General features: G+C 70.9%; 18 protein-coding genes and 1 riboswitch. Of the genes, 9 read left to right on the top strand and 9 right to left on the bottom strand.

The annotated features are described in order from the left end of the window. Window positions 1–33 precede the first annotated feature (33 nt). The 6 genes from D451_RS0105565 to D451_RS27790 all read right to left on the bottom strand — a co-directional run bounded on the left by D451_RS0105565 (window position 34) and on the right by D451_RS27790 (window position 7,479). Entirely contained in the window at window positions 34–1,872 is a 1,839-nt protein-coding gene (locus tag D451_RS0105565) for a calcineurin-like phosphoesterase C-terminal domain-containing protein (RefSeq protein WP_017533713.1), read from the bottom strand. 301 nt (window positions 1,873–2,173) lie between these two features. Beyond that, a complete protein-coding gene (locus D451_RS0105560; RefSeq protein WP_014910892.1) occupies window positions 2,174–3,001 on the bottom strand; it encodes a peptidoglycan recognition protein family protein in 828 nt (275 codons plus the stop codon). A gap of 514 nt (window positions 3,002–3,515) precedes the next feature. Further along, complete coding sequence (locus tag D451_RS0105555) at window positions 3,516–4,499, bottom strand: permease prefix domain 1-containing protein (protein WP_017533712.1); 984 nt, start codon at window positions 4,497–4,499, stop codon at window positions 3,516–3,518. Beyond that, window positions 4,486–4,836 (bottom strand): PadR family transcriptional regulator, encoded by a 351-nt coding sequence (locus D451_RS0105550; protein ID WP_014910919.1) that lies wholly within the window; start codon window positions 4,834–4,836, stop codon window positions 4,486–4,488. The genes D451_RS0105555 and D451_RS0105550 overlap by 14 nt, the downstream gene beginning before the upstream one ends. A gap of 130 nt (window positions 4,837–4,966) precedes the next feature. Further along, window positions 4,967–6,982 carry a PQQ-like beta-propeller repeat protein gene (locus D451_RS0105545; protein WP_241463291.1) on the bottom strand — a complete coding sequence of 672 codons (2,016 nt, stop codon included), beginning with the start codon at window positions 6,980–6,982 and terminating at the stop codon, window positions 4,967–4,969. A 290-nt stretch (window positions 6,983–7,272) separates the two neighbouring features. Then, window positions 7,273–7,479, bottom strand: coding sequence for a hypothetical protein (locus D451_RS27790; protein ID WP_152472800.1), 207 nt, complete (start codon window positions 7,477–7,479; stop codon window positions 7,273–7,275). Window positions 7,480–7,718: 239 nt separating this feature from the next. Between D451_RS27790 and D451_RS0105540 the strand changes: the two genes are divergently transcribed. The 4 genes from D451_RS0105540 to D451_RS0105525 are packed head-to-tail and all read left to right on the top strand — an operon-like array spanning window position 7,719 to window position 10,952. After that, the gene (locus tag D451_RS0105540) at window positions 7,719–8,975 is read left to right on the top strand and encodes a beta-ketoacyl-[acyl-carrier-protein] synthase family protein (protein WP_017533710.1); all 1,257 of its coding nucleotides are present in this window, start codon (window positions 7,719–7,721) and stop codon (window positions 8,973–8,975) included. Window positions 8,976–8,984: 9 nt separating this feature from the next. Then, on the top strand, window positions 8,985–10,196 hold the full coding sequence (locus D451_RS0105535) for a beta-ketoacyl synthase N-terminal-like domain-containing protein (protein WP_026124851.1): 1,212 nt from the start codon (window positions 8,985–8,987) through the stop codon (window positions 10,194–10,196). Between the two features lie 22 nt (window positions 10,197–10,218). Next, complete coding sequence (locus D451_RS0105530) at window positions 10,219–10,479, top strand: acyl carrier protein (RefSeq protein WP_014910174.1); 261 nt, start codon at window positions 10,219–10,221, stop codon at window positions 10,477–10,479. Then, a complete protein-coding gene (locus D451_RS0105525; protein WP_017533708.1) occupies window positions 10,476–10,952 on the top strand; it encodes an SRPBCC family protein in 477 nt (158 codons plus the stop codon). The genes D451_RS0105530 and D451_RS0105525 overlap by 4 nt, the downstream gene beginning before the upstream one ends. Window positions 10,953–11,012: 60 nt before the next feature. On the opposite strand, the gene D451_RS28765 is transcribed toward D451_RS0105525, so the two are convergent. Further along, a complete protein-coding gene (locus D451_RS28765) occupies window positions 11,013–11,138 on the bottom strand; it encodes a hypothetical protein (protein ID WP_267880671.1) in 126 nt (41 codons plus the stop codon). Window positions 11,139–11,310: 172 nt separating this feature from the next. Here D451_RS28765 and D451_RS0105520 point away from each other — a divergent pair, with 172 nt between their 5' ends. Beyond that, the gene (locus tag D451_RS0105520; protein WP_026124849.1) at window positions 11,311–12,333 is read left to right on the top strand and encodes an alcohol dehydrogenase catalytic domain-containing protein; all 1,023 of its coding nucleotides are present in this window, start codon (window positions 11,311–11,313) and stop codon (window positions 12,331–12,333) included. Between the two features lie 71 nt (window positions 12,334–12,404). Here the strand turns inward: D451_RS0105520 and D451_RS0105515 are convergent, their stop codons facing one another. Beyond that, window positions 12,405–12,662, bottom strand: coding sequence for a hypothetical protein (locus D451_RS0105515; RefSeq protein WP_017533706.1), 258 nt, complete (start codon window positions 12,660–12,662; stop codon window positions 12,405–12,407). A 216-nt stretch (window positions 12,663–12,878) separates the two neighbouring features. Beyond that, window positions 12,879–12,992: riboswitch (cobalamin riboswitch) on the top strand. A 34-nt stretch (window positions 12,993–13,026) separates the two neighbouring features. On the opposite strand from D451_RS0105515, the gene cobN reads away from it, so the two are divergent. The 4 genes from cobN to D451_RS0105495 are packed head-to-tail and all read left to right on the top strand — an operon-like array spanning window position 13,027 to window position 19,662. Then, a complete protein-coding gene (gene cobN, locus D451_RS0105510) occupies window positions 13,027–16,617 on the top strand; it encodes a cobaltochelatase subunit CobN (RefSeq protein WP_020379937.1) in 3,591 nt (1,196 codons plus the stop codon). Continuing rightward, window positions 16,614–17,339, top strand: a complete 726-nt coding sequence (gene cobF, locus D451_RS0105505; protein WP_017533704.1) for a precorrin-6A synthase (deacetylating) — start codon at window positions 16,614–16,616, stop codon at window positions 17,337–17,339. Before cobN ends, cobF begins: the two co-directional genes overlap by 4 nt. Beyond that, window positions 17,336–18,871: a cobyric acid synthase gene (locus D451_RS0105500; protein WP_017533703.1), complete on the top strand. Its 1,536-nt coding sequence runs from the start codon at window positions 17,336–17,338 to the stop codon at window positions 18,869–18,871. Before cobF ends, D451_RS0105500 begins: the two co-directional genes overlap by 4 nt. Beyond that, window positions 18,868–19,662 (top strand): cobalt-precorrin-6A reductase, encoded by a 795-nt coding sequence (locus D451_RS0105495; RefSeq protein ID WP_017533702.1) that lies wholly within the window; start codon window positions 18,868–18,870, stop codon window positions 19,660–19,662. The genes D451_RS0105500 and D451_RS0105495 overlap by 4 nt, the downstream gene beginning before the upstream one ends. Here D451_RS0105495 and D451_RS0105490 read toward each other — a convergent pair. After that, entirely contained in the window at window positions 19,647–22,064 is a 2,418-nt protein-coding gene (locus D451_RS0105490) for an ATP-binding cassette domain-containing protein (RefSeq protein ID WP_026124847.1), read from the bottom strand. The genes D451_RS0105495 and D451_RS0105490 overlap by 16 nt on opposite strands. Window positions 22,065–22,207 lie beyond the last annotated feature (143 nt).

Raw genomic sequence — 22,207 nt, 5'->3', positions numbered from 1 at the left:
CCGATGGTGGCGGCCCCTCTCCCAGGTGGGCGACTAACGTTCGTCGACGACCTCGAAGACCAGGGTGTCGGTGAACGCGCGACCGTAGGAGTCGGTCGCGGTGACCTCGGCGGTGTGCTCACCGAGATCGAGATCCTCGTCCAGGTCGAAGCGCCACAGGTGCATCGTCCGGTCGGCGAGGCTGCCGCCGTGGACCAGCTGTTGGGCGACCGCGTACGGGTCGGAGTACTCGACACCGACGTTGACGGCCTCGCCCTCCATCCGCTGGGTGCGCACCGCCTCCTCGACGGGCCCGCCGTCGATGGACACCTCCACCGTCGACCCGGTGGAGCCGAGGAAGAAGTTGGTGGTCAGCCAGCTGCCGTCGGCCAGGTCGTCCCGGTCCAGCGCCAGGGGCGCGTCCAACTCGGGGGCCTCGCCCACGGGGTCGTCGTTCCACTCCCGACGCTCGTCGAACCACGCGCGGTAGGTCGGACTGTTGATGCCCAGTTGCGTCTGCACGTCGTCGGACTCGCCGGTGACGGTGTAGCGCTCCTGGAAGTCGGACCCCTCGATGTCGAGCGTCACCACGCCGGGACGGCCGCCGTCACGACCGATCGCCGTCGGGTAGCCCTCCTCACCGACCTCGCCGGAGTACCAGTCGCCGGAGATCGCGCCCACGGTGATGTGCGGGAAGGGCAGACCCTCGATACCGAAGAGGTCGCGCCAGCCCTCGACGTCGTCACCGGTCCTCATGTTCTCGATGCTGTGGCTGTGACCGGCCACGGACACCGCCTCGCGGCCCTCCAGCAGTTCGTGCACGCGGGCGACCTGGTCGACCTGGTGCACCGCCGAGCCCTCGTCTGCGTAGTTGAGCAGGGCGATGTGGCCGGCCACGACGACCAGCTTGTCGGGGTCGACGTTCTCCAGGTCGCTTTCGAGCCACGCCAGCTGGTCGTCGCCGATCCGACCGTTGTAGGAGGGGCTGCCCTCCGGGTCGGAGCAGTGCTCCTCGATGCCCTCGGGGCTGTCGTCGGCGGCCACGCACGGATAGTCGACGGTGTTCAACGCGATCACGTGCACGTCGCCGACGTCGTAGGAGTAGTACGCCGGGGCGAGCCGAGCGCGGAAGGTGTCGAAGGAGTGCTCGGCGCTCGGAGCGTCGAAGTCGAGGTCGTGGTTGCCGGGCAGGAAGCGGGCCGGCCCGTTGGTCTCTCCGACCAGCTCCTTGATCGCGGGGTAGAGGGACAGATCGTCGCCGACGACGTCGCCCACGAACAGCGTGCCGCAGCCGGCGTAGTCGTCGCGCTCGGACAGGTCCTTGATGGCCCCGGCCCGGGCGTACTCGATCTCCTCCTCGTCGTAGGTCTGGAGGTCGCCGGCGATGACGCAGTTCTGTTCGGCCTTCGCGGTCTCCTCACTCTCGACGACGGGGAAGTTGAGCTCGGCCGGTAGCGGGCCGGTCGGCTCGATCCCGCCGTAGCGCAGGTCGGGAGAGCCCTCGGGAAGGTGGTTGTAGTGGAACTGGGGGATGTTGTACTCGTCCAGGGGCACCTGGTAACCCGCCGGCTGGGTGATCGACACGGTCATGTTGTCGAACACGGGCAGGCTGTAACGGCCCTCGTCGTCGGTGAGCGTCACGTCGCGGCCGTTGGTGACCATGACGTCGGCCAGGCCGGTCTCGTCCTCGTCACCGGTACCGTCCCGGTTCTCGTCGACGAACACCCGACCGGTGAGGGTCGAGTCGTCGGTGGGGCCGTCGGCGTCACGGACGACCTCGACCTGACCTCGGTAGACGGACTCCTCCGAGTCCTTGGTCGGGGCCGCCGCGGCCGGAGCGAGCACCGTCGTCACGGAGCCCGCGAGGGTCACGGCCAGGGCCGCGACGATCATCGTGCGAGGGCGCGGGGGGTTCCACGTCCGCGTGTGTCGTGAGTGTGTCGTTGGCATGGGGATCGCCTCCGATACGGGGGTATCGCCGGCCGGGGGACCGGCGGTAGGCAACCCTCGTCGACGGGGCTGAACACGACCCCAGGCGTCGACCAACGCTCGGACACCGTCCGGTGACGTCTGGTGGTCGAGTGGGGCCCGTGTGACACGCGAAAGGGCGGTGCCCACCGGGGGATGGTGGGCACCGCCGTCGAGAGGTGAGAGGAGAACGTGGAACGGGGGTACGTCCTCCTCCGCCTCCGCTCTACCGGGAGAAGTCGTCCTCTCCCCTGGTCGGGCCGTGGTAGAACTCGCGCTCCGGCTCGTTGTCCGGGACGGCCGGATAGGTCGGGCCGTTCTCGTCCGGCTCGTGCCGGGCGGCGGCGATCGGGATGTCGTGGGCCAGCATGGTCTGGGCGACCCTGTTGCGCAGGTCGGGGAGCATCGAGTAGAGGACGTCTCCGGGGCAGGCCGTGGCGTTGAAGTCCCGGTGCCCCAGGATGGCGCTCTGCGGGTTGAGACCGTAGGCGCCGCACAGCCACGCCAGGGTCTGCACCAGGGTGTTCGTCAGGGCCTGAGTGGGGCTCGCGCTCGTGTAGGTGCCCTCGTTCTCGATGCCGATGCAGGTGCTGTTGTTATTGGCCACGTGGGCGCCGACGACGTGCTGCCGGGCGGCGATGGACTCCGGCGTGCGATCGCGGCCCTCCATGAGGTGGCCGCCGCGGCTGATGGTGAGCTGCTGCCCCGTGTCGATCCAGCCGTTGGAGTCCATGTGGTAGTTCTGGATCGACTTGGACAGGGCCAGGGCGTGGTCCAGCGTGTAGTTGGTGCTGTTGGCCGTCGCGGTGTGGTGGACCACGATGTAGCGGGGCGGGGCGGCCAGCACCTGGATCGGGCCGCTCGGCGGGCGGGCGTTCCAGGCGCCGCGCCAGTACAGCTCGGGTTGTGCGATCCGTGCGACGTCGGTGGCGTCGACGGGCTGGGCCGAGGCGCTCGTGGCTCCGAACGCGCCGAGCGCGACGGCGCCCGAGGCGATGGCGGCTCCGCGCAGGATGGCGCGTCGGTCCAGACCCGATCCGGGATTCTCGGTCATGGGGGATCCTTCGTGGCTCGCGGGGTTACTTGCCAGTCATAAAAGAACATGGACCCCGCACGGCGCGCAAAGGGTGGTGGCCCGGATTTCCATGGCCGATTCCGGTCAGAGAATGAACCGGTCACCCCCATGGGAAAACGGTTCCCCTTGTTGTATAGGAGAAAATCGAAAGAAGGGGAGGATCACCCCTCACCACCTGTAAAGATTCATCCCACCCTCCCTCGAAGGGGAAAGATGGGACCTTTCCTCTCCAGAGATCCGAATCCCGGATCAATCCGTAATTCGGACGCCACACTCAGGACACGCGCCGTTCTTCACCGATTCCGAAACCCGTGCCGCGAATGCCCATGGGTCGCACCTTCGAGAAAAAAGACCGCGTACCGTTCGGAACGGTAAATCCGTTCCTCGAAAGAAGTCGGTCCGTCGAAGCCGGGGCACACGCCCGCGGCCCGGCGCGCCCCCGGGGTCGAGGGGCGCGCCGGGCCGTCCGTTCGCGAGCGGAAGGACCGACGGGTCAGGCCTTGGTCGTGTCCCGACGGTGACCGCGCAGGCGGTCCGCGATGTCCCAGACCGCGATGACGATCACCAGGGCGGCGAGGAGGTCGTTCGAGATCGTCAGGTCGATCGTGCCGCCGAACACCTCGGAGAGACGCTCGGACAGGTCGGAGACGATCAACCGGTCCTGGATCAGCAGGTACACGGTCACCAGCGCGCCGGTGGCGGTGACCAGGACATCGATCACCGAGAGCCCCGAGGTCCACCGACCGACCCGCCAGGCCGCCAGGGCGGTGACGGCCCCGGCCGCCAGAGCCCCGATGAGCAGGACCTTCCAGGCCAGACCGAGCCCGGGGTCCAGGACCTGGATCTGGGAACCGAGGTCGGAGACACCGGAGAACTGCCAGACGAGGAGGGCGATCATGGCGACCTCGAGGGCCACACGGGCGACGGTCCCCGGCAGGCCGACCCGCCCGCCGGGAACGTCGACGTCCAACCGATCGGGGCCCCATGCGGTCAGGGGCAGGTCACGCCGGTCGGCGGGGCGCGCGCGCTCGATGATCGCGAACACCAGGGTCGTCCAGAAGGCGACGTGCACCGTCACCGTCACCAGGACGACGGCCGCCTCGACGCCGATCTCGCCGAGGCCACCGGCGCCGGACTCGAATCGGTCCACGAACAACAGGGCCAGGGCGAGCGGGGCCAGGATCGCGAGCAGCGCTCTCAGCAGTCGCACGTAGTCGGGATACAGCGCGGGCCCGATCAGGTGACGGGGGAGCTCTCCGTACTCGCGGGCGAGCGTCTCGGGGTCGCCGAGTTCGGTGAGCGCCTCACGCTCCGCCGTCGCGGGGTCGTTCCCCGCCTCGATCCCGGCCTCCACACGGTCCCGGATGGAGGCGCGCAGTTCCCGGGCCACGTCGGGGCCGGCCTCCGCCCCAAGGTGGCGTGTGACGGTCCAGACGTAACGGCCGGTCAGGGTGGTCTCGGTCTTACGGTCGTCCATCGGGGTCCTCTTCCATGAGAGCTCGAATCGAGCCGTCGAGGGCACGCCACTCCCCCATCAGCGCGTCGCGCAGTTCCTCACCGTCCGGACCGACCTTGTAGAACTTGCGCGGTCGGGCCTCGTCGGTGTTCCACTCGCTGGTCAACAGCCCCTGTTTCTCCAGGCGCCGCAGAAGCGGGTAGAGCGTGTTGCCGTCCACCGAGAAACCCGCCTTCTCCAGGGTCTCGAGCAGTGCGTAGCCGTAGTGGGGGCGACCGAGTATGGCAAGACAGGCGAGCACGACCGTGCCGCGCCTCAGCTCCTGAACATGACCGGCCCAACGCTCATCATCCAGCATGTGTCACACGATAGTGTGCGACACACATTATCGTCAATGGCACACCCTCCAACGAGAAGAACGGGCTCCTTCGGCCTCGCCCCTCGCGGGGACGGGGGTCGAAGGAGCCCGTTCGAGAGGGCCGCCCCGATCAGCGCAGGGCGACGATCGGCGTTCGGGTCGGTTCGGGGGCCTCCCCTCCTCCCACGACCATCTCCTCCGCCGCCCCCATCCGTCCCGCGACCCAGGGGGACGCGAACGTCCCACCGGGCACGAGCAACAGCGCCCCGGGGACCGGCAGGAAGGACGGCTCCCCTGTCTCGTCGAGCCCCTCCTCGCCGACGCCCCACAGGGAGATCGTGTCGGTCCCGCCCGCGAGGTCGGTGACCTCCACCCTCGGCCCATGGCCGCCCCCGGGCGAGGTGTCCGAGGTCCGGTACCGGCTCAGACCGTAGGCGCAGACCGCGGAGCCCGCCGTCATGAGGCAGCCATCGCTCTCATGGGTCAGGTCGACCAGCCGTTCGGGCTCCCCCGAGGAACCGAACCCCACTCTCTCCAGGCGGACGCCCGTCCCGTCGTTCGGACGCCCGACCCTCGCGTAGTAGGCGTCCTCGTCGAACCCCACCGGTTCCTCGGCGAAGGGGTCCGGCCGATCGCCGTCCTCAGGGGGTGTGAAGGGGACGTCCCGCTCCTCCTCCAGTACCTCCCCGGTCGTCGCGTCCAACACGAACAGACCCTCGTACCAGGTGTCGGCACGGCTCACCAGGACACGGTCGCCCCGGTCGTCGAAGTCCCGGTGGGAGAAGAGATCGCCCTCCCCGGCCTCCCCGCGGTCCTCCGCGGGGGCCTGGATCGACCCCCGGCTCTCCCCCGCGACCCGGAGCGCGGGCGGCTTCTCGACGTCCTCGCCCGCCTCCCACTCGTGCCGCCACCGTTCCCGCCCGGTGTCGACCTCCCAGGCGGCCACGGCCATCCGGTCCGGGCAGCCGTCCTCGTCCTCACAGTCCTCCTCGCCGCGAGGGATCGAGCAGAGCCGGGAGGTCAGCACCAGGTCGCCCACGAGCGCCGTCCGATCCCACTCTCCGGCCCCTCGATCGACGCAGTCCTCCTCCTCGGGGAGGGTCCACGCCGTCTCCCAGGTCTCCAGGTCGTAGGCGGTCGCGTACCCCTCCTCGGAACCGAAGGGGACGCTCCGTTCCTCACCCCCGACGGAGAGCAGGAGATCGTCGGTCATGTGCGCGAGCACCGGCGGCAGGTCCTCCACATCGCCCGACTCGGCGGGGACGACCGACAGCGGACGGTCGGTGTCCACGTCGTCGCCCGTCCCCGCGTAGACCTCGACGACGCCCTCCCCCGCCTCGGTGTCGAAGAACGGGGCGAGGGTGCGTTCGTCGACGATCTCCCCGGTGCCGGCGTCCAGACGGAGGAACTCGACCCCGACGCCTCCCTCCAGGTGATGGGCGTGGGGCAGCGCGAAGGCCATGGCGACGGTCGTGCCCTCCGGACCCACCCCGGCCCGAAGGGTGTGGCCGGGACGCCGATGACGCCACAGCTCCTCCCCTGTCTCGCCGTCCAGGAGCAGACCGCCGTCCACCAGCCGCACGAAGACCCCGCGCTCCACCGCCAGCGCCCCCGCGGGAACGAGGTCGTCCTCCGGCGACCACCGCCAGGCGACATCGGAGACCGATTCCGGAACGGAGGGAGCCGCGCCCTCGAGAGGAGCCGCCGTGGTGTGCTCGATGAGCCGCGCACCGACCTCGTCCGCGATCGGTCGGACCATCACCATCGCCAGAACGACCGCCAGGGACGCGGCCCCGGCTCCGACCAGTGACGAAGGCCTCCGCCAGAGCCCCTTCCCTCCGACCGGGACCACGGCGTAGAGGACGGACCCCAGAGTGACGGCCACCATGCCGATCCAGAGCCAGAGGTCGCCGAGACCGTACGCCCAGTGGTCCGCCCGTTCGTCGCGCAGGTACTCGAACACCCACAGCGGCCGGAGCGCGTACACGAGCCCCGTTCCGGAGACCGCGGAGAGGACCGCCAGAGCCCGTCTGACCCCGCGTTCCCCTATTCCGGCGGCGGCCATCGGGGCCAGCACCACGGCCCCGGTCATGAAGACCACCAGAAGGAAGCCCACAATGGGGGTCCGCTCGGTCAGTTCGGCCATGTCGGAGCGGGTCGAGAGGTTCACACCCGTGAAGAGGCAGATCAACCCCGCGAAAAGGGCCGCCACGCCGAACCCGGCGAGAAGAGACCGAAGGGGAGGGAGCGGATCCTCCCGCTCTCGTTCCGCGGACGCCCTGTCCTTCGGGGTTCTTCGGGCGTCGACGTCTTCCACTCCGCTCGAACCGTCGTCCGTCATACCGACCGTCTCTTGTTCTCGTGTGTTCGGGGGACGCCTCAGAGGCTAGGTCGTATTTTTCGGAGCATTACGCGCCCACGTGGCGAGGCCTCCTCTCACGGCGCAGAGACGACGTCCGTTTCATAACCGAGCGAAGGCGACGAGCCGCCCATCTCGAACAGGACGAACGGGATGGAACGACAAAGCCGGCCGGCCAGGTGCCCGCCCACGCGCATTTCGTCACGACGATCGACCACGAAGCGTGATACGACATGTGCTGGAAGTAAAAACGCGGGCCACGACCAGGCCTTACTCCTGGTCACACGACCTCCACGTCCCCCGTGTGTCCGCTCTCCACCACCGACCAGCCCTCGTCCCGACCGTGCCCCGCGCCGCCCCGGACCGCCCGGCGACCCGCTCCCGCCTCCGGCCTCGATCGGTGCCCTCGACCCGTGGAAGAAGACGTCCTTGAGCCAGCATCACCACCTCGCGATGGTGTCGATGCCCGACACCTCGCCACCCGTGCCCGCGCGCCCCTCGTCGGAGGACGGGAGGCGGCGACATGAGGCGTGAAGCCGTCGTCACCGGAATCGGCGTGGTCGCGCCCGGAGCGGTCGGAACCACCGCCTTCTGGGACATGCTCACCGCCGGGCGGACCGCCACCCGGGCCGTCACCCTGTTCGACCCCGCCGGGTTCCGCTCCCGCATCGCCGCCGAGGTCGACTTCGATCCCGCCGCCCACGGACTGGACGCGGAACAGGTCGCGCGGATGGACAGATACGTCCAGTTCACCGCCGTCGCCCTCGCGGAGGCCCTCGCCGACAGCGGGACCCCGTTGGAGGGGTTCTCGCCCTGGCGTCTGGGCGTGAGCATGGGCACCGCCGTCGGCGGCACCACACTCCTGGAGAAGGAGTACGTCACGATGAGCCGGAGCGGGGCGGACTGGGTGGTCGACCCCTCCAGCGCCTCGCCCCACCTGTACCGCGCGCTGACGCCGAGCATGCTCTCCGGCGAGGTCGCCGAACTCGTCGGGGCACGCGGCCCGGTCCAGACCGTCTCCACCGGATGCACCTCCGGGCTGGACGCGGTCGGCTACGCCGCGCAGGCCATCGAGGACGACCTCGCCGACGTGGTCGTCACGGGCGCCGCCGAATCGCCGATCTCGCCCATCGCCATGGCCTGCTTCGACGCCATCAAGGCGACGTCGGACAGCAATGACGACCCCGAACACGCCTCTCGACCCTTCGACCGGCACCGGAACGGCTTCGTGATGGGCGAGGGCGCGGCGGTACTCGTCCTGGAGGAGGCGTCCGCGGCGAAACGTCGGGGCGCCGACATCCGCTGCCGGGTGGCGGGCTTCGCCAACCACGGCAACGCCTTCCACATGACCGGGCTGCGGCGGGAGGGCACCGAGATGGCGCGCGCCATCACGACCGCCCTGGACCGGGCCCGGCGGTCGGCCGAGGACGTGGACTACGTCAACGCCCACGGTTCGGGAACCGTGCAGAACGACCGGCACGAGACGGACGCGGTCAAGCGGGCTCTGGGAGCGCACGCGCGGCGGGTGCCCATGTCCTCCATCAAGTCGATGGTGGGGCACTCGCTGGGCGCCATCGGCTCGATCGAACTGGCCGCCTGTGTCCTGGCCATGGACACGGGGGTGGTCCCGCCCACCGCCAACCTGACCACGCCCGACCCCGAATGCGACCTCGACCACGTCCCCTTGACCGCCCGTGAGCAGAGGAACGACGTGGTGCTGTCCGTGGGCAGCGGTTTCGGCGGCTTCCAGTCGGCGGTCGTCCTGGACAGGGGGGTGTGAGGGATGACCATGGACACGGTGATCACCGGCCTGGGCACGGTCTCGCCCGCGGGTCTGGGCGTCGAGGCGTACTGGGAGGCGTTGGTCGAGGGGCGCACGCTCATCGCCCCGATCCCCGACTTCGACACCGAGGGCTTCCACGTCCACCTGGGCGGGAAGGTGCCCGGGTTCGACCCCTACGACCACATCGAGGGACGTTTCGTCGTCCAGACCGACGCCTTCACCCGGTTCGCGCTGGTCGCCGCCGAGGAGGCGCTGCGCGACTCGGGCGTCGACACCTCCGTCGACCCCTACGCGACCGGTGCGCTGATCTGTAGTGGCGCCGGCGGCGTGGAGTTCGGCCAGCGCGAGATCGAGGCTCTGTGGAGCGAGGGCCCCGACCGGGTCGGCCCCTACCAGTCCATCGCCTGGTTCTACGCCGCGAGCACCGGACAGGTATCGATCCGCAACGGGCTCAAGGGCATGTGCGGTGTCCTGGTCACCGACGAGCCGGGCATGCTCGACGCCCTAGGACAGAGCGCGCGGACCCTGCGTCGCGGTACCTCGTCGATGCTGGTCGGAGGCGCCGAGGCGCCGATCGGGTCGCCGTTCTCACTGGCCTGCCAGGTCGGATCCGAGGTCCTGAGTCCGGGTGTCGACCCCACCACGGCCTACGTCCCCTTCACCGAGGGGGCCACCGGTCACGTCCCGGCCGAGGGGGCCGCCGTGGCCCTGGTGGAGCGGGCCGACGTGGCGCGGGAGCGCGGGGCCCGGATCCGGGCCGTCGTCGCTGGGCAGGCGAGCACCTTCGGGGGTGTCGGCGTCTTCGACCCCGGCGGTGAGGGTCTGCTGTGGGCGGCCCGGCAGGCGATGGAACGCGCCGGGGTCTCCCCCGAGGAGGTGGACGTCGTCTTCGCCGACGCCGTGGGCCTGCCCAAGGCCGACGCCGACGAGGTGGCCACGATCCGCCGACTCTTCCCGAAGGGGGTGGCCGTGACCGCCCCGAAGACCGGCTTCGGCCGGGCCTACGCCGGCGCGGGCGCCCTGGACGTGGCCGCGGCCGTTCTGAGCCTGGAGCACCGGATCATCCCGCCCACGCCCCATGTCCTCGACGCGCCCTTCGGCCTCGACCTGGTCGTCCGGGTCCCCCGACCCGCTCGACCGCGCACCGCCCTGGTGCTGTCGCGCGGCATGGGCGGCGCCAACTCGGCGGTCGTCCTCAAGCATCCCGAACACGCCTGAAACAGGAATTCCAAGGAGGAACATGTCCCAGAGGAACATCACGATCGAGGAGCTGGTGGAGCTGGTCTCCATCTGCGCCGGGGTCAGGACCGACGTCGCGACCGCTTCCACGAGCACCTTCGAGGAGCTGGGCGTCGACTCGCTCGGTGTCCTCGGCATCATCGCCGAGATCGAGCGCCGTGTGGGCCGCAAGCTGGGCCCGGACGCCGAGCTGGTGCCCTCCCCCACCGCTCTGATCGCCTTCGTCGCCGAGGGCGACGTCGTCACCGCGGACGGGGTGTGATCGTCGTGCCCGGACGTACCGAGAGCAGCATCCTCATCGACGCCCCCTACGACCTGGTCTGGGAGATGACCAACGACGTCGCCTCCTGGCCCGAGCTCTTCACCGAGCACGAGTCGGTGGAGATCCTCCACAAGGAGGACGACATCGTGCGGTTCCGTCTCACCAAGCGCCCCGACGAGCAGGGCCGGGTGTGGAGCTGGGTGTCCGAACGTGTCATGGACCGCGCCGCCGGTGTGGCGCGCGCCCACCGGGTGGAGACCGGGGCGTTCCAGTACATGAACATCGAGTGGACGTACGAGGACCGCCCCGACGGGGTCCTCATGACCTGGTGCCACGACTTCGCCCTGAAGCCGACCGCGCCGGTGGACGACGCCCAGATGACCCGCAACCTGGAGCGGAATATCCCCAAGGAGATGGCTTTGATCAAGGAGAAGGTCGAGGCCAGGGCCCTCGCCGAGAACCCGGTCGGCTGATCGGGTCGCGGTCGCCACCGCGGGCCCCGCCCCTGACCGGGGGCGGGGCCTCTCGCGTTCTCAGGACGCGGTGCCCTCGGGGCCCCGCCCCGCCAGGCTCCGGGCCCGGTGGTCCATGGACCACCCCGGGCCACCCGGGATCCGGGTCGCGGAGGACTCGAAGGGCGTCTCTTTCCCTTGGGGCATGGGCGACAGGGTATCCGGGCCGCCGGAACCGTCGATGCGGGTTACGACTTTCTCCCACACGGGACCGCGAAACCTAGTTTGCTGGGACGAGCGCACCCGAGTGCCCCGCCGTGCGCGAGGGTCGAGGGGTGCGCTTCCGACCATGCCACGAGTTTCCACGGGGGAAGACGAGATGCGCGCAGCAGTGATGTACGGGGCGGGGGACGTCCGGGTCGAGACCGTCGCGGACCCGAAGCCGAGAGCGAGCACCGACGCGGTCGTGCGGGTGGTGAGCTCCTGTGTCTGCGGAAGCGACCTGCATCTGTACCGTTCGATGCCCGCCGTACCGGAGGGGCTGCCGATGGGGCACGAGTTCATCGGGGTGGTCGAGGACACCGGCTGGGACGTCACCGGGTTGAAGAGCGGCGATCTGGTGGTCGCTCCGTTCTCCTACGCCGACAACACCTGCGCCCTCTGCCGGGAGGGGCTGCACACCTCCTGCCCGGAGGGCGGCATCTTCAGCGGGGCCCAGGCCGAGGCGGTCCTGGTCCCCCACGCCGAGGGCACCCTGGTGAGGCTTCCGGTGGAGGAGGACTCGGCCCTGCTGCCCTCTCTGTTGACCCTGGCCGACGTCTACACCACCGGCCACCACGCCGCGGTCACCGCCGGGGTGCGGCCCGGGAAGACCACCACGGTGGTCGGCGACGGGGCCGTGGGGCTCCTGGCCGTGCTGTCGGCGCGCCGTCTGGGGGCCGAACGGATCATCCTGATGGGCCGGCACACCGACCGCACCGACCTGGGGCGCCGGTTCGGCGCCACCGACGTGGTCGCCGAACGCGGTCCGGAGGGCATCGAGAGGGTCCGTGAGTTGACCGGCGGCGAGGGTACCCACACCGTCCTGGAGGCGGTGGGCCACCTGGACGCCTACGAGACCGCCGTGGGGGTGGTCCGTGCCGGCGGTGTGGTCAGCCGGGTGGGCGTACCGCAGTACGAACGGGCGCCGATCGGCTTCTCGACGGTGTTCGGCGGCAACATCACCCTGACCGGCGGACCGACCCCGGTGCGCTCCTACATCGAGGAGCTGCTGCCCGACGTGTTGGAGGGGCGGGTCGAGCCGGGCCTGGTCTTCGACCGGTCCGTCGATCTGGAGCGGACCCCGGAGGGGTATCGGGCGATGCACGCCCGCGAGGCGTTGAAGGTCCTCGTCCGGCCCTGAGTCCCGCCCGGAGAGAGCCCCTTCCGGAGAGGCGCTGTCGCGGAACGTCTTCGACGGTGTCTCCCCGGGGCTCACTCCTCGTCGAGAAGGAGCAGGTCCGCCAGCAGGGCCGTCCACTCGCGGACGTAGCGGTTCCTGGTCTCGACGTCGTCCGAGGCCACCGATCTCCTACGTTCGCGCAGGTCGATGACGCGCTCCTCCCAGCAACGCCGTTCGTACTCGTCCACGGCCCGGTCGTGCAGTTCGACGTAGCGGGCGGAGAGCCTTCGACCGAGGACCGTGAAGGCCTCGTCTCCGAGAGGGTCGTCGGTGTGGTCGGGGCCGTGCAATCGACGCCTCTCTTCGATCCGGGGTCTTCGATCCGCTCGCGATCCGGTGAGGCGGGGCCGGTCGGTGGGGCGTTCGAAGGGCCGGACCATCGTAACGGGGGTGGTCGGACCGTCGCCGGGGTTCCGGGAGGAAACCCGAGCGGCCGGTCCGGGGCCTCCTCCATGGAGACGAAATCGGGAACCCGGGCACGTGTGGACCCGGGGCGCCGGTTACAGTGATGATCCTTTGCCCGTGGCTTCAGGAACCCGGTGTGAGTCCGGGGCGGTTCCGCCACTGTGAACCTCCATGACGGAGGTCAGCCAGACACTGGTCTCGGGCGATCCGACCGCCGATGGGGCGAGAACCCCGAGGGAGGAACCGGCCATGACGGCACGGGTCGCTCTGCTGTCCACTTCCGACACCGATCTGCTCTCCGCGCGGGCCAGTGGTGCCGCGTACACGTGGGCGAACCCCTCCCGCGCCACGGAGGCGGAGCTCACCGGCGCCGTCGACGGCGCCGATCTGGTGGTGGTGCGGCTGCTGGGGTCGCCGCACGACCTGTGGCCCGGTCTGGCCGCCGTCCGTGAACGGGGCACCCCTCTGATCGTCCTCAGCGGTGAGCAGCAGCCCAGCGCCGAGCTGATGGAGCACTCCACCGTGCCGATCGGGGTGGCGACCGAGGCCCACCGCTACCTGGCGGAGGGAGGGCCGGCCAACCTCGGTCGGCTGCACTCCTTCCTGTCGGACACCGTGCTGTTGACCGGTGAGGGTTTCGAGGCTCCGCTGGCCCTGCCCGCGTGGGGTTTCGCCGAGCGCGACCGGCCCGTGGACCCGGATCTGCCGCGTGTGGGGATCCTCTACTACCGGGCGCACGAGGCCGGCGGGAACACCGCCTTCGCGCACACCCTGGCCGACGCCGTCGACGCGACCGGTCGGGCCGTCGGGGTCCCGGTGTTCGCCGGTTCGCTGCGCTCGGCGCCCGACGAACTGTACGAGGCCCTCGGCGACCTCGACGTCCTGATCGTCACCGTGCTGGCGGCGGGCGGCAGTGTTCCCGCGTCCGCGAGCGCCGGCGGGGACGACGAGGCCTGGGACGTGGAGCGGATGGCCGCGCTGGACGTGCCCGTCCTGCAAGGGCTGTGCCTGACCTCCTCTCGGGCCGCCTGGGAGGCCTCCGAGGACGGCGTCACCCCGCTCGACTCGGCGAGCCAGATCGCCATCCCGGAGTTCGACGGCCGGATCATCACCGTCCCGTTCTCCTTCAAGGAGATCGACCGCGACGGTCTGCCCCGCTACGTCGCCGACCCCGAGCGCTGCGCCCGGCTGGCCGGGACCGCCGTCGCCCACGCGCGGCTGCGGCACGTTCCGGTCGAGGAGAAGCGGATCGCGGTCGTGCTGTCCGCCTACCCCACCAAGCACGCGCGCATCGGGAACGCGGTGGGGCTGGACACGCCCCGTTCGCTGGTGCGCCTGCTGCGCCGGCTGCGGGCGGAGGGCTACGACCTGGGCTCCCCCGAGGACCTGCCCGGACTGGACCTGGAGGACGAGACCGAGGCCGGCGACGCCCTGGTCCACGCGTTGATCGCCGCGGGCGGTCAGGACGAGGACTGGCTGACCTCCGCCCAGCTCACCGAGGCCCACGTGCGGATCTCCCCGGAGGAGTACGCGGCCTGGACCGAGGGGCTGCCCGAGGCCCTCAAGGAGCAGATGGTCGAGGCGTGGGGCCCCGCCCCCGGCCGGCTGTACGTGAACGACGACGGGGAGCTCGTCCTGGCCGCGCTGCGCGCCGGCAACGTCGTCGTCCTGGTGCAGCCCCCGCGCGGCTTCGGGGAGAACCCGATCGCCATCTACCACGATCCGGACCTGGCACCGAGCCACCACTACATGGCGGCCTACCGCTGGCTGGAGCACGGCTTCGGCGCCCACGCCGTCGTCCACCTGGGCAAGCACGGTTCCCTGGAGTGGCTGCCGGGGAAGAACGCGGCGCTGTCGGCCTCCTGTGCCACGGACGCCGTGCTGGGCGACCTGCCGCTGATCTACCCGTTCCTGGTCAACGACCCGGGCGAGGGCGCGCAGGCCAAGCGCCGCGCGCACGCCACGGTCATCGACCACCTCATCCCGCCGATGGCCCGGGCGGAGAGCTACGGCGACATCGCGCGGCTGGAGCAGCTTCTCGACGAGCACGCCAACATCGCCGCCATGGACCCGGCCAAGCTGCCGGCGGTCCGGGGCGAGATCTGGTCCCTGATGCGCGCGGCCGAGCTCCACCGCGACCTGGGGTTGGAGGAGCGTCCCGACGACGAGGAGTTCGACGACTTCCTGCTGCACGTCGACGGTTGGCTGTGCGAGATCAAGGACACCCAGATCCGCGACGGTCTGCACGTGCTCGGCGACGCGCCCGCCGGGGAGGCCCGGGTGAACCTGGTGTTGGCGATCCTGCGCGCCGCCCAGGTCTGGGGCGGGGTCGGTCGCGCCCTGCCCGGTCTGCGCTCCGCCCTGGGGTTGAAGGACGACGCTCCCACAGTCGAGGTCGACCGGGTGGAGGCGATCGCCCGCGATCTCGTGGAGCGGATGGAGGAGGCCGGCTGGGATCCGGCGGCCGTGATCGACCGGAGCGAGGACCCGGAGGTGCGTCCGGTCCTGGAGTTCGCCGCCGAACAGGTGGTGCCCCGGCTGGCCCGGACCACCGACGAACTCGACCACGTCCTGCACGCCCTGAACGGCGGTTTCGTGCCGGCGGGCCCGTCGGGCTCTCCGCTGCGCGGGCTGGTCAACGTGCTGCCGACCGGCCGCAACTTCTACACCGTGGACCCGCGCGCCGTCCCCTCCCGGTTGGCCTGGCAGACCGGGCAGGCGATGGCCGATTCCCTGCTCCGCCGCCATTTGGAGGAGACCGGAACCTACCCGGAGTCGGTGGGGTTGTCGGTGTGGGGGACCTCGGCCATGCGCACGTCCGGCGACGACATCGCCGAGGTGCTGGCGCTCTTGGGCGTGCGCCCGGAGTGGGACGAGGCGTCCCGACGGATCCACCGGCTCGACGTGGTGCCCTTGGAGGAGCTGGGCCGGCCGCGTATCGACGTGACCGTGCGCATCTCCGGTTTCTTCCGTGACGCGTTCCCGCACGTGGTCGCCATGCTGGACGACGCCGTGAACCTGGTCGCCGACCTCGACGAACCCGAGGGGCTCAACTTCGTGCGGGCGCACACGCTCGCCGATCTGGAGACGCACGGCGACCGGCGGCGCGCCACCACCCGGATCTTCGGTTCCGCGCCCGGCTCCTACGGGGCGGGCATCCTCCAGCTGGTCGAGTCCGGGAACTGGCGTGACGACCGCGATCTCGCCGAGGTCTACACCAACTGGGGCGGTTTCGCCTACGGTCGTGGTCTGGACGGGGTTCCCGCCGCCGACGACATGCGCGCCAACTACCGGCGGATCAAGGTCGCGGCGAAGAACATCGACAGCGCCGAGCACGACATCGCCGACTCCGACGACTACTTCCAGTACCACGGCGGCATGATCGCCACCGTGCGGGCCCTGACCGGCACCGAGCCCAAGGCCTACGTCGGCGACTCCACCACACCGGACGCGATCCGCACCCGCCCCCTGGCCGACGAGACCGCGCGGGTCTTCCGGGCCCGGGTGGTCAACCCGCGCTGGATCGAGGCCATGCGCCGGCACGGCTATAAGGGGGCCTTCGAGCTGGCCGCCACCGTCGACTACCTGTTCGGTTTCGACGCCACGGCAGGGGTCGTCCACGACTGGATGTACGAGAGGTTGGCCGCCGAGTACGTCCTGGACGCCGAGACGCAGGAGTTCCTGCGCCGGTCCAACCCGTGGGCGTTGCACGGCATCGTCGAGCGTCTGCACGAGGCGGCGCGGCGCGGCCTGTGGGCGGAGCCGGAGCCGGAGACCCTCGAGGCCCTGACCGAGGTCTACCTGGAGGTCGAGGGGGACCTGGAGGAACGGGCGGAATGAGGGTACGGATCCTCGGCATCGGTATGGGGCCCGGACATCTGACCCGGGAGGTCGCCGAGGCGTTGGAGGGCTGCGACTACGCGGTGGCGGCCCGCAAACGTCGGGACGACGACCTGTTCGCGCTGCGTCGCGGTGTCTGCGACGCGTTCGACCTCCCCTTGGTCGAGGTCCCCGATCCCGAACGCGACCGTGACGATCCCGCCGACTACGGGGCCGCCGTCGCCGACTGGCACCGGGCCCGTGTGGTCGCCTTCGAGCGGGTGTTGGCGGAGCGCGGCGGCACCGCCGCGTTCCTGGTCTGGGGGGATCCGTCCCTGTACGACTCCACCCTGCGGATCGTGTCGGCCATCGCCGGGCGAGGGAACGTGCGGCTGGACTACGACGTGCTCCCCGGGATCGGGGCGCCCCAGCTCCTGGCCGCGCGGCATCGGATCGTGCTGCACGAGGTGGGGAGCCCGGTCCACATCACCCCGGCCCGTCGGCTGCGCGAGGCCGTGGAGTCCGGCCAGGACAACCTGGTCGTCATGCTGACCGGCCGGCACGGTCTGGAGGGGTTGGAGGAATGGTCCCTGTGGTGGGGCGCCAACCTGGGGACCGACTCCGAGGAGTTGGTGGCCGGCCGGGTCGGCGACGTGCTGCCCCGGATCGAGGAGGCCCGGCGCCGGGCACGGGAGAGGGCCGGTTGGGTGATGGACACCGCGCTGCTGAGGAGGAACGGGTGAGCGGGAACGGTACGGGGCGCGTCGGGGCGTCCGGACTGCTGGTCGCCGGCGCCACCTCCGACGCCGGCAAGAGCGTGGTCACCACCGCCCTGTGTCGGGCCTTCGCCCGCCGTGGTGTCCGGGTCGCGCCGTACAAGGCGCAGAACATGTCCAACAACTCCATGGTCTGTCACGGCCCCGACGGCCGCCCCGCGGAGATCGGTCGGGCGCAGTGGGTGCAGGCGTTGGCCGCCCGCGCCCTGCCGGAGCCGGCCATGAACCCGGTACTCCTCAAACCGGGGAGCGACCGGCGCAGCCACGCGGTCCTGCTCGGCCATCCGGCCGGGGAGGTCTCCTCCTCGAACTGGGAGGAGGGCCGCCGCCACCTCGCCGAGGCCGCGCACACCGCCTTCGACGACCTCGCTTCCCGCTACGACGTCGTGGTCGCCGAGGGGGCGGGCAGCCCGACCGAGATCAACCTGAGGGCGGGCGACTACGTGAACATGGGCCTGGCCCGGCACGCGGGTCTGCCCACGGTGGTGGTCGGCGACATCGACCGGGGCGGGGTCTTCGCCGCCCTGTACGGGACGGTGGCGCTGTTGGAACCCGCCGACCAGGAATTGATCGCCGGTTTCGTGATCAACAGGTTCCGCGGGGACCCGGAGCTGCTGCGGCCCGGGCTGGAGGACCTCGAACGGCTCACCGGACGTCGCGTGTACGGGACCCTGCCGTGGGATTCGCGGCTGTGGTTGGACTCCGAGGACGCCCTCGACCTGGAGGGACGGCGCGCGGACGGGGTCTCGGCCCGCCGTGTGGCCGTGGTGCGTCTGCCCCGGATCAGCAACTTCACCGACGTGGACGCGCTCGGTCTGGAACCGGGGCTCGACGTGGTCTTCGCCTCGGGGCCGCGCGACATCGCCGACGCCGACCTGGTGGTCCTGCCCGGTACCCGGTCCACCCTCGCCGACCTGGCCTGGCTGCGTTCGCGGGGGCTGGACGCGGCGATCGTCGAGCACGCCCGCCGGGGGCGGCCGGTGCTCGGCGTGTGCGGCGGGTTCCAGATGCTCGGCCGGGGCGTCCACGACCCCGAGGGGGTCGAGGCCGAACCCGGGGCGTACGCGGAGGGGCTGGGCCTGCTCGACGTGCGCACCGACTTCACCCCGGACAAGACACTGAGGCTGCCGTCCGGCGAGGCGCTGGGGGCGCCCGTGGACGGCTACGAGATCCATCACGGCCGGATCACCGTGGGCGACGGCGTGGAGGCCTTCCCCGGCGGGGCCCGTTCGGGCGTCGTGTTCGGCACCATGTGGCACGGGGCGTTGGAGGGGGACGCCTTCCGTTCGGCCTTCCTCGCCGAGACGCTCGACCAGGAGCCGTCGGGGGTGGACTTCCCTGCCGCGCGCGAGCGACGGGTGGACCTGCTCGCCGATCTGGTGGAGCGGTACCTGGACGTGGACGCGCTGCTGGAGCTGGCCCGTTCCGGCGGCTCCGAGCCCATGCCCGTCCTGGCGCCCGGCGGCCCGCCCGCTCGCACGGCGGGGAGCGCCCGATGAGGCTGTTGCTGCTGGGCGGGACCTCCGAGGCCCGTGAGCTCGCCGCGCTGCTGGTCGAGGCCGGGGTGGACGTGACGTCGTCGCTGGCCGGCCGGGTGGCGCGCCCCCGTCTGCCGGTGGGAAAGGTGCGGATCGGCGGCTTCGGCGGTGTGGCCGGACTGCGCGCGGCCCTGGTCGACTACGACGCGGTGGTGGACGCCACCCACCCCTTCGCCCTGGGCATGAGCGCGAACGCGGTGGCCGCCCACGACGGGCTTCCCCTGCTGCGATTGCAGCGTCCCGGCTGGGAGCCCGACCCGGCCTGGCATTACGTCGACACCCACGAGGAGGCCGCGGAGCGGGCGGCCGCGCTGGGGGCGCGTCCGTTCGTGACGGTCGGTCGGCAGGAGCTGTCCCGGCTGGTCCCGGCCCTCGGCGACCGCGCGGTGCTGGCCCGGGTGGTGGACGTGCCGGAGCCCGCTCCCCCGGCGGCCTGGCGGGTGGTGACGAGCCGCGGTCCCTACACCCTGGACGGCGAACGCGCGCTGATGACCGGGCACCGGGCGGACGTTCTGATCACCAAGGACTCCGGCGGCACCTACACCTGGCCGAAGATGGCGGCGGCTCGGGAGCTGGACGTCCCCGTCGTGGTGGTGCGGCGTCCACCGGACCCGATCGGGGTCCCCACCGTCCACGACGTGGAGACCGCCTTCGCCTGGGTGATCGCGCTGGAGCGGGGCGACGACCTCGACCGGGCCGGGCCCGTCCGCGGAACCCGCCCCGACGACACGGGCTCTCAGGCGCCGACGTAGGCCGCCAGGTGCTCGCCGGTGAGGGTGGAGCGCGCGGCGATCAGCTCGGCCGGGGTCCCCTCGAACACGACCCGTCCTCCCTCGTGTCCGGCGCCGGGGCCCAGGTCGATGATGTGGTCGGCGTGCGCCATGACCGCCTGGTGGTGTTCGACGACGATGACCGACTTCCCCGAGTCGACGAGCCGGTCCAGGAGGGCCAGCAGCTGTTCGACGTCGGCGAGGTGCAGGCCGGTCGTCGGCTCGTCCAGGACGTAGACGCCGCCCTTGTCGCCCATGTGGGTGGCGAGCTTGAGCCGTTGGCGTTCGCCTCCGGACAGGGTGGTGAGCGGCTGTCCCAGGTGCAGATAGCCGAGCCCGACGTCGGAGAGCCGGCCCAGGATCCGGTGGGCGGCGGGCAGTCTCGCCTCACCGGCGCCGAAGAACGTCTCGGCCTCGGCCACCGACATGGCGAGCACCTCGGCGATGTCGCGTCCACCGAAGCGGTGTTCCAGGACCGAGGCCTGGAACCGCCGCCCCTCGCACTCCTCGCAGGTGACGGTGGCACCGGCCATCATCACCAGGTCGGCGTAGATCACCCCGATCCCGCCGCAGTTGGGGCAGGCCCCCTCGGAGTTGGCGCTGAACAGTCCCGGCTTGACCCCGTTGGCCTTGGCGAACGCCTTGCGGATCGGGTCGAGGAGCCCGGTGTAGGTGGCCGGGTTGCTCCGTCGGGAACCGCGGATCGCGCCCTGGTCGATCGAGACCACGCCCGCGTCGGAGGAGATCGAGCCGTGCACCAGGGAGCTCTTGCCGGAGCCGGCCACGCCGGTGACCACGACGAGCGTCCCCAGCGGGATGTCGACGTCGACGTCGCGCAGGTTGTTGGCCTTCGCGCCGCGGATCGGCAGGACCCCGGTGGGCGTGCGCGTGCTCTCCTTGACCCGGACCCGGTCGTCGAAGTGGCGTCCGGTGAGGGTGCCGGAGGAGCGCAGTCCTTCGACGTCCCCCTCGAAACCGACGCTTCCGCCCTCCGTCCCGGCCCCGGGTCCGAGGTCGACGACGTGGTCGGCGATGGCGATCGTCTCGGGCTTGTGCTCCACGACCAGCACCGTGTTGCCCTTGTCCCGCAGGTTCAGCAGCAGTTCGTTCATCCGACCGATGTCGTGGGGGTGCAGGCCGATGGTGGGCTCGTCGAAGACGTAGGTGACGTCGGTGAGGGAGGAGCCCAGGTGTCGGATCATCTTGACGCGCTGGGCCTCGCCGCCCGACAGGGTGCCCGAGGGACGTTCCAGGGAAAGGTAGCCCAGGCCGATGTCCACGAACGAGTCGAGGGTCCGTCGCAGGGTGGTGAGCAGCGGGGCCACCGTGCCGCGCGCCTCGCCTCCTCCGGCCTCGGCGCTCTCCTCGATCCCGTCGAGCCCCCGGACCCAGTCGGCCAGATCGCTGATCTGCATCGCGCAGGCGTCGGCGATGTTCACCCCTCTGATCCGCGATGAGCGCGCCCTCTCGGTGAGGCGGGTCCCGTCGCAGTCGGGGCAGGTGGTGAAGGTGACGGCCTCGTCCACGAACGCCCGGATGTGCGGCTGCATCGCCTCCCGGTCCTTGGACAGGAACGACTTGCGGATCTTGGGGATCAGCCCCTCGTAGGTGAGGTTGACCCCGTCGATCTTGACCTTGACGGGCTCGTGGTGGAGGAGGTTCCACCTCTCCTTGTCGGTGAACTCGCGGATCGGCTTGTCCGGGTCGACCAGCCCCGACTCGGCGTAGAGACGCACGGTCCAGAAGCTGTCCGACTTCCATCCGGGGATGGTGAAGGCGCCCTCGGAGATCGCCTTGGTGTCGTCGTAGAGGCGCGAGAGGTCGATGTCGGAGACCGTGCCGCGGCCCTCACAGGTGACGCACATGCCGCCGGTCCGGCTGAAGGTCGCCTTGACCGCCTTCCTCGCCCCGCGCTCGACCGTGATGGCGCCGCTCGCCTTGACCGAGGGCACGTTGAAGGCGAACGCCCCGGGCGGACCGACGTAGGGGGTTCCGAGCCGGCTGAAGAGGATGCGCAGCATGGCGTTGGCGTCGGTGGCGGTACCGACCGTGGAGCGGGGGTCGGAGCCCATCCGTTCCTGGTCGACGATGATCGCGGTCGTCAATCCGTCGAGCAGGTCCACGTCGGGCCGCTCCGTGCGCGGCATGAACCCCTGGACGAAGGTGCTGTAGGTCTCGTTGATCATCCGCTGCGACTCGGCGGCGATCGTGTCGAACACCAGCGAGCTCTTGCCCGATCCCGAGACCCCGGTGAACACCGTGAGTCTGCGCTTGGGCAGGTCGACGGCGACGTCCTTGAGGTTGTTCTCCCGCGCGCCCCGCACGCGGATCAGGTCGTGGCCGTCGGCGGCGTGTCCGGAACCGGTGCTCATCGTCTCTTCCATCCCCTGGACCTCCTCGACGTCCACACCGATCCGGGCGGGTCGCCTGTCCGGCCACACGGTCGCCGTTGCTCGACGCCCTCCTCGGCCACGCGCCACATCGTGACACAGGGCGAGGACAGAACGGGGTGAACGCGACCGGCCCG

The sequence above is a fragment of the Nocardiopsis alba DSM 43377 genome, assembly GCF_000341225.1.
In the GTDB taxonomy this organism is placed as follows: Bacteria; Actinomycetota; Actinomycetes; order Streptosporangiales; family Streptosporangiaceae; genus Nocardiopsis; species Nocardiopsis alba.
Note: the sequence above shows the minus strand (reverse complement) of the source record. Positions and strands in the feature narration are given on the sequence as shown.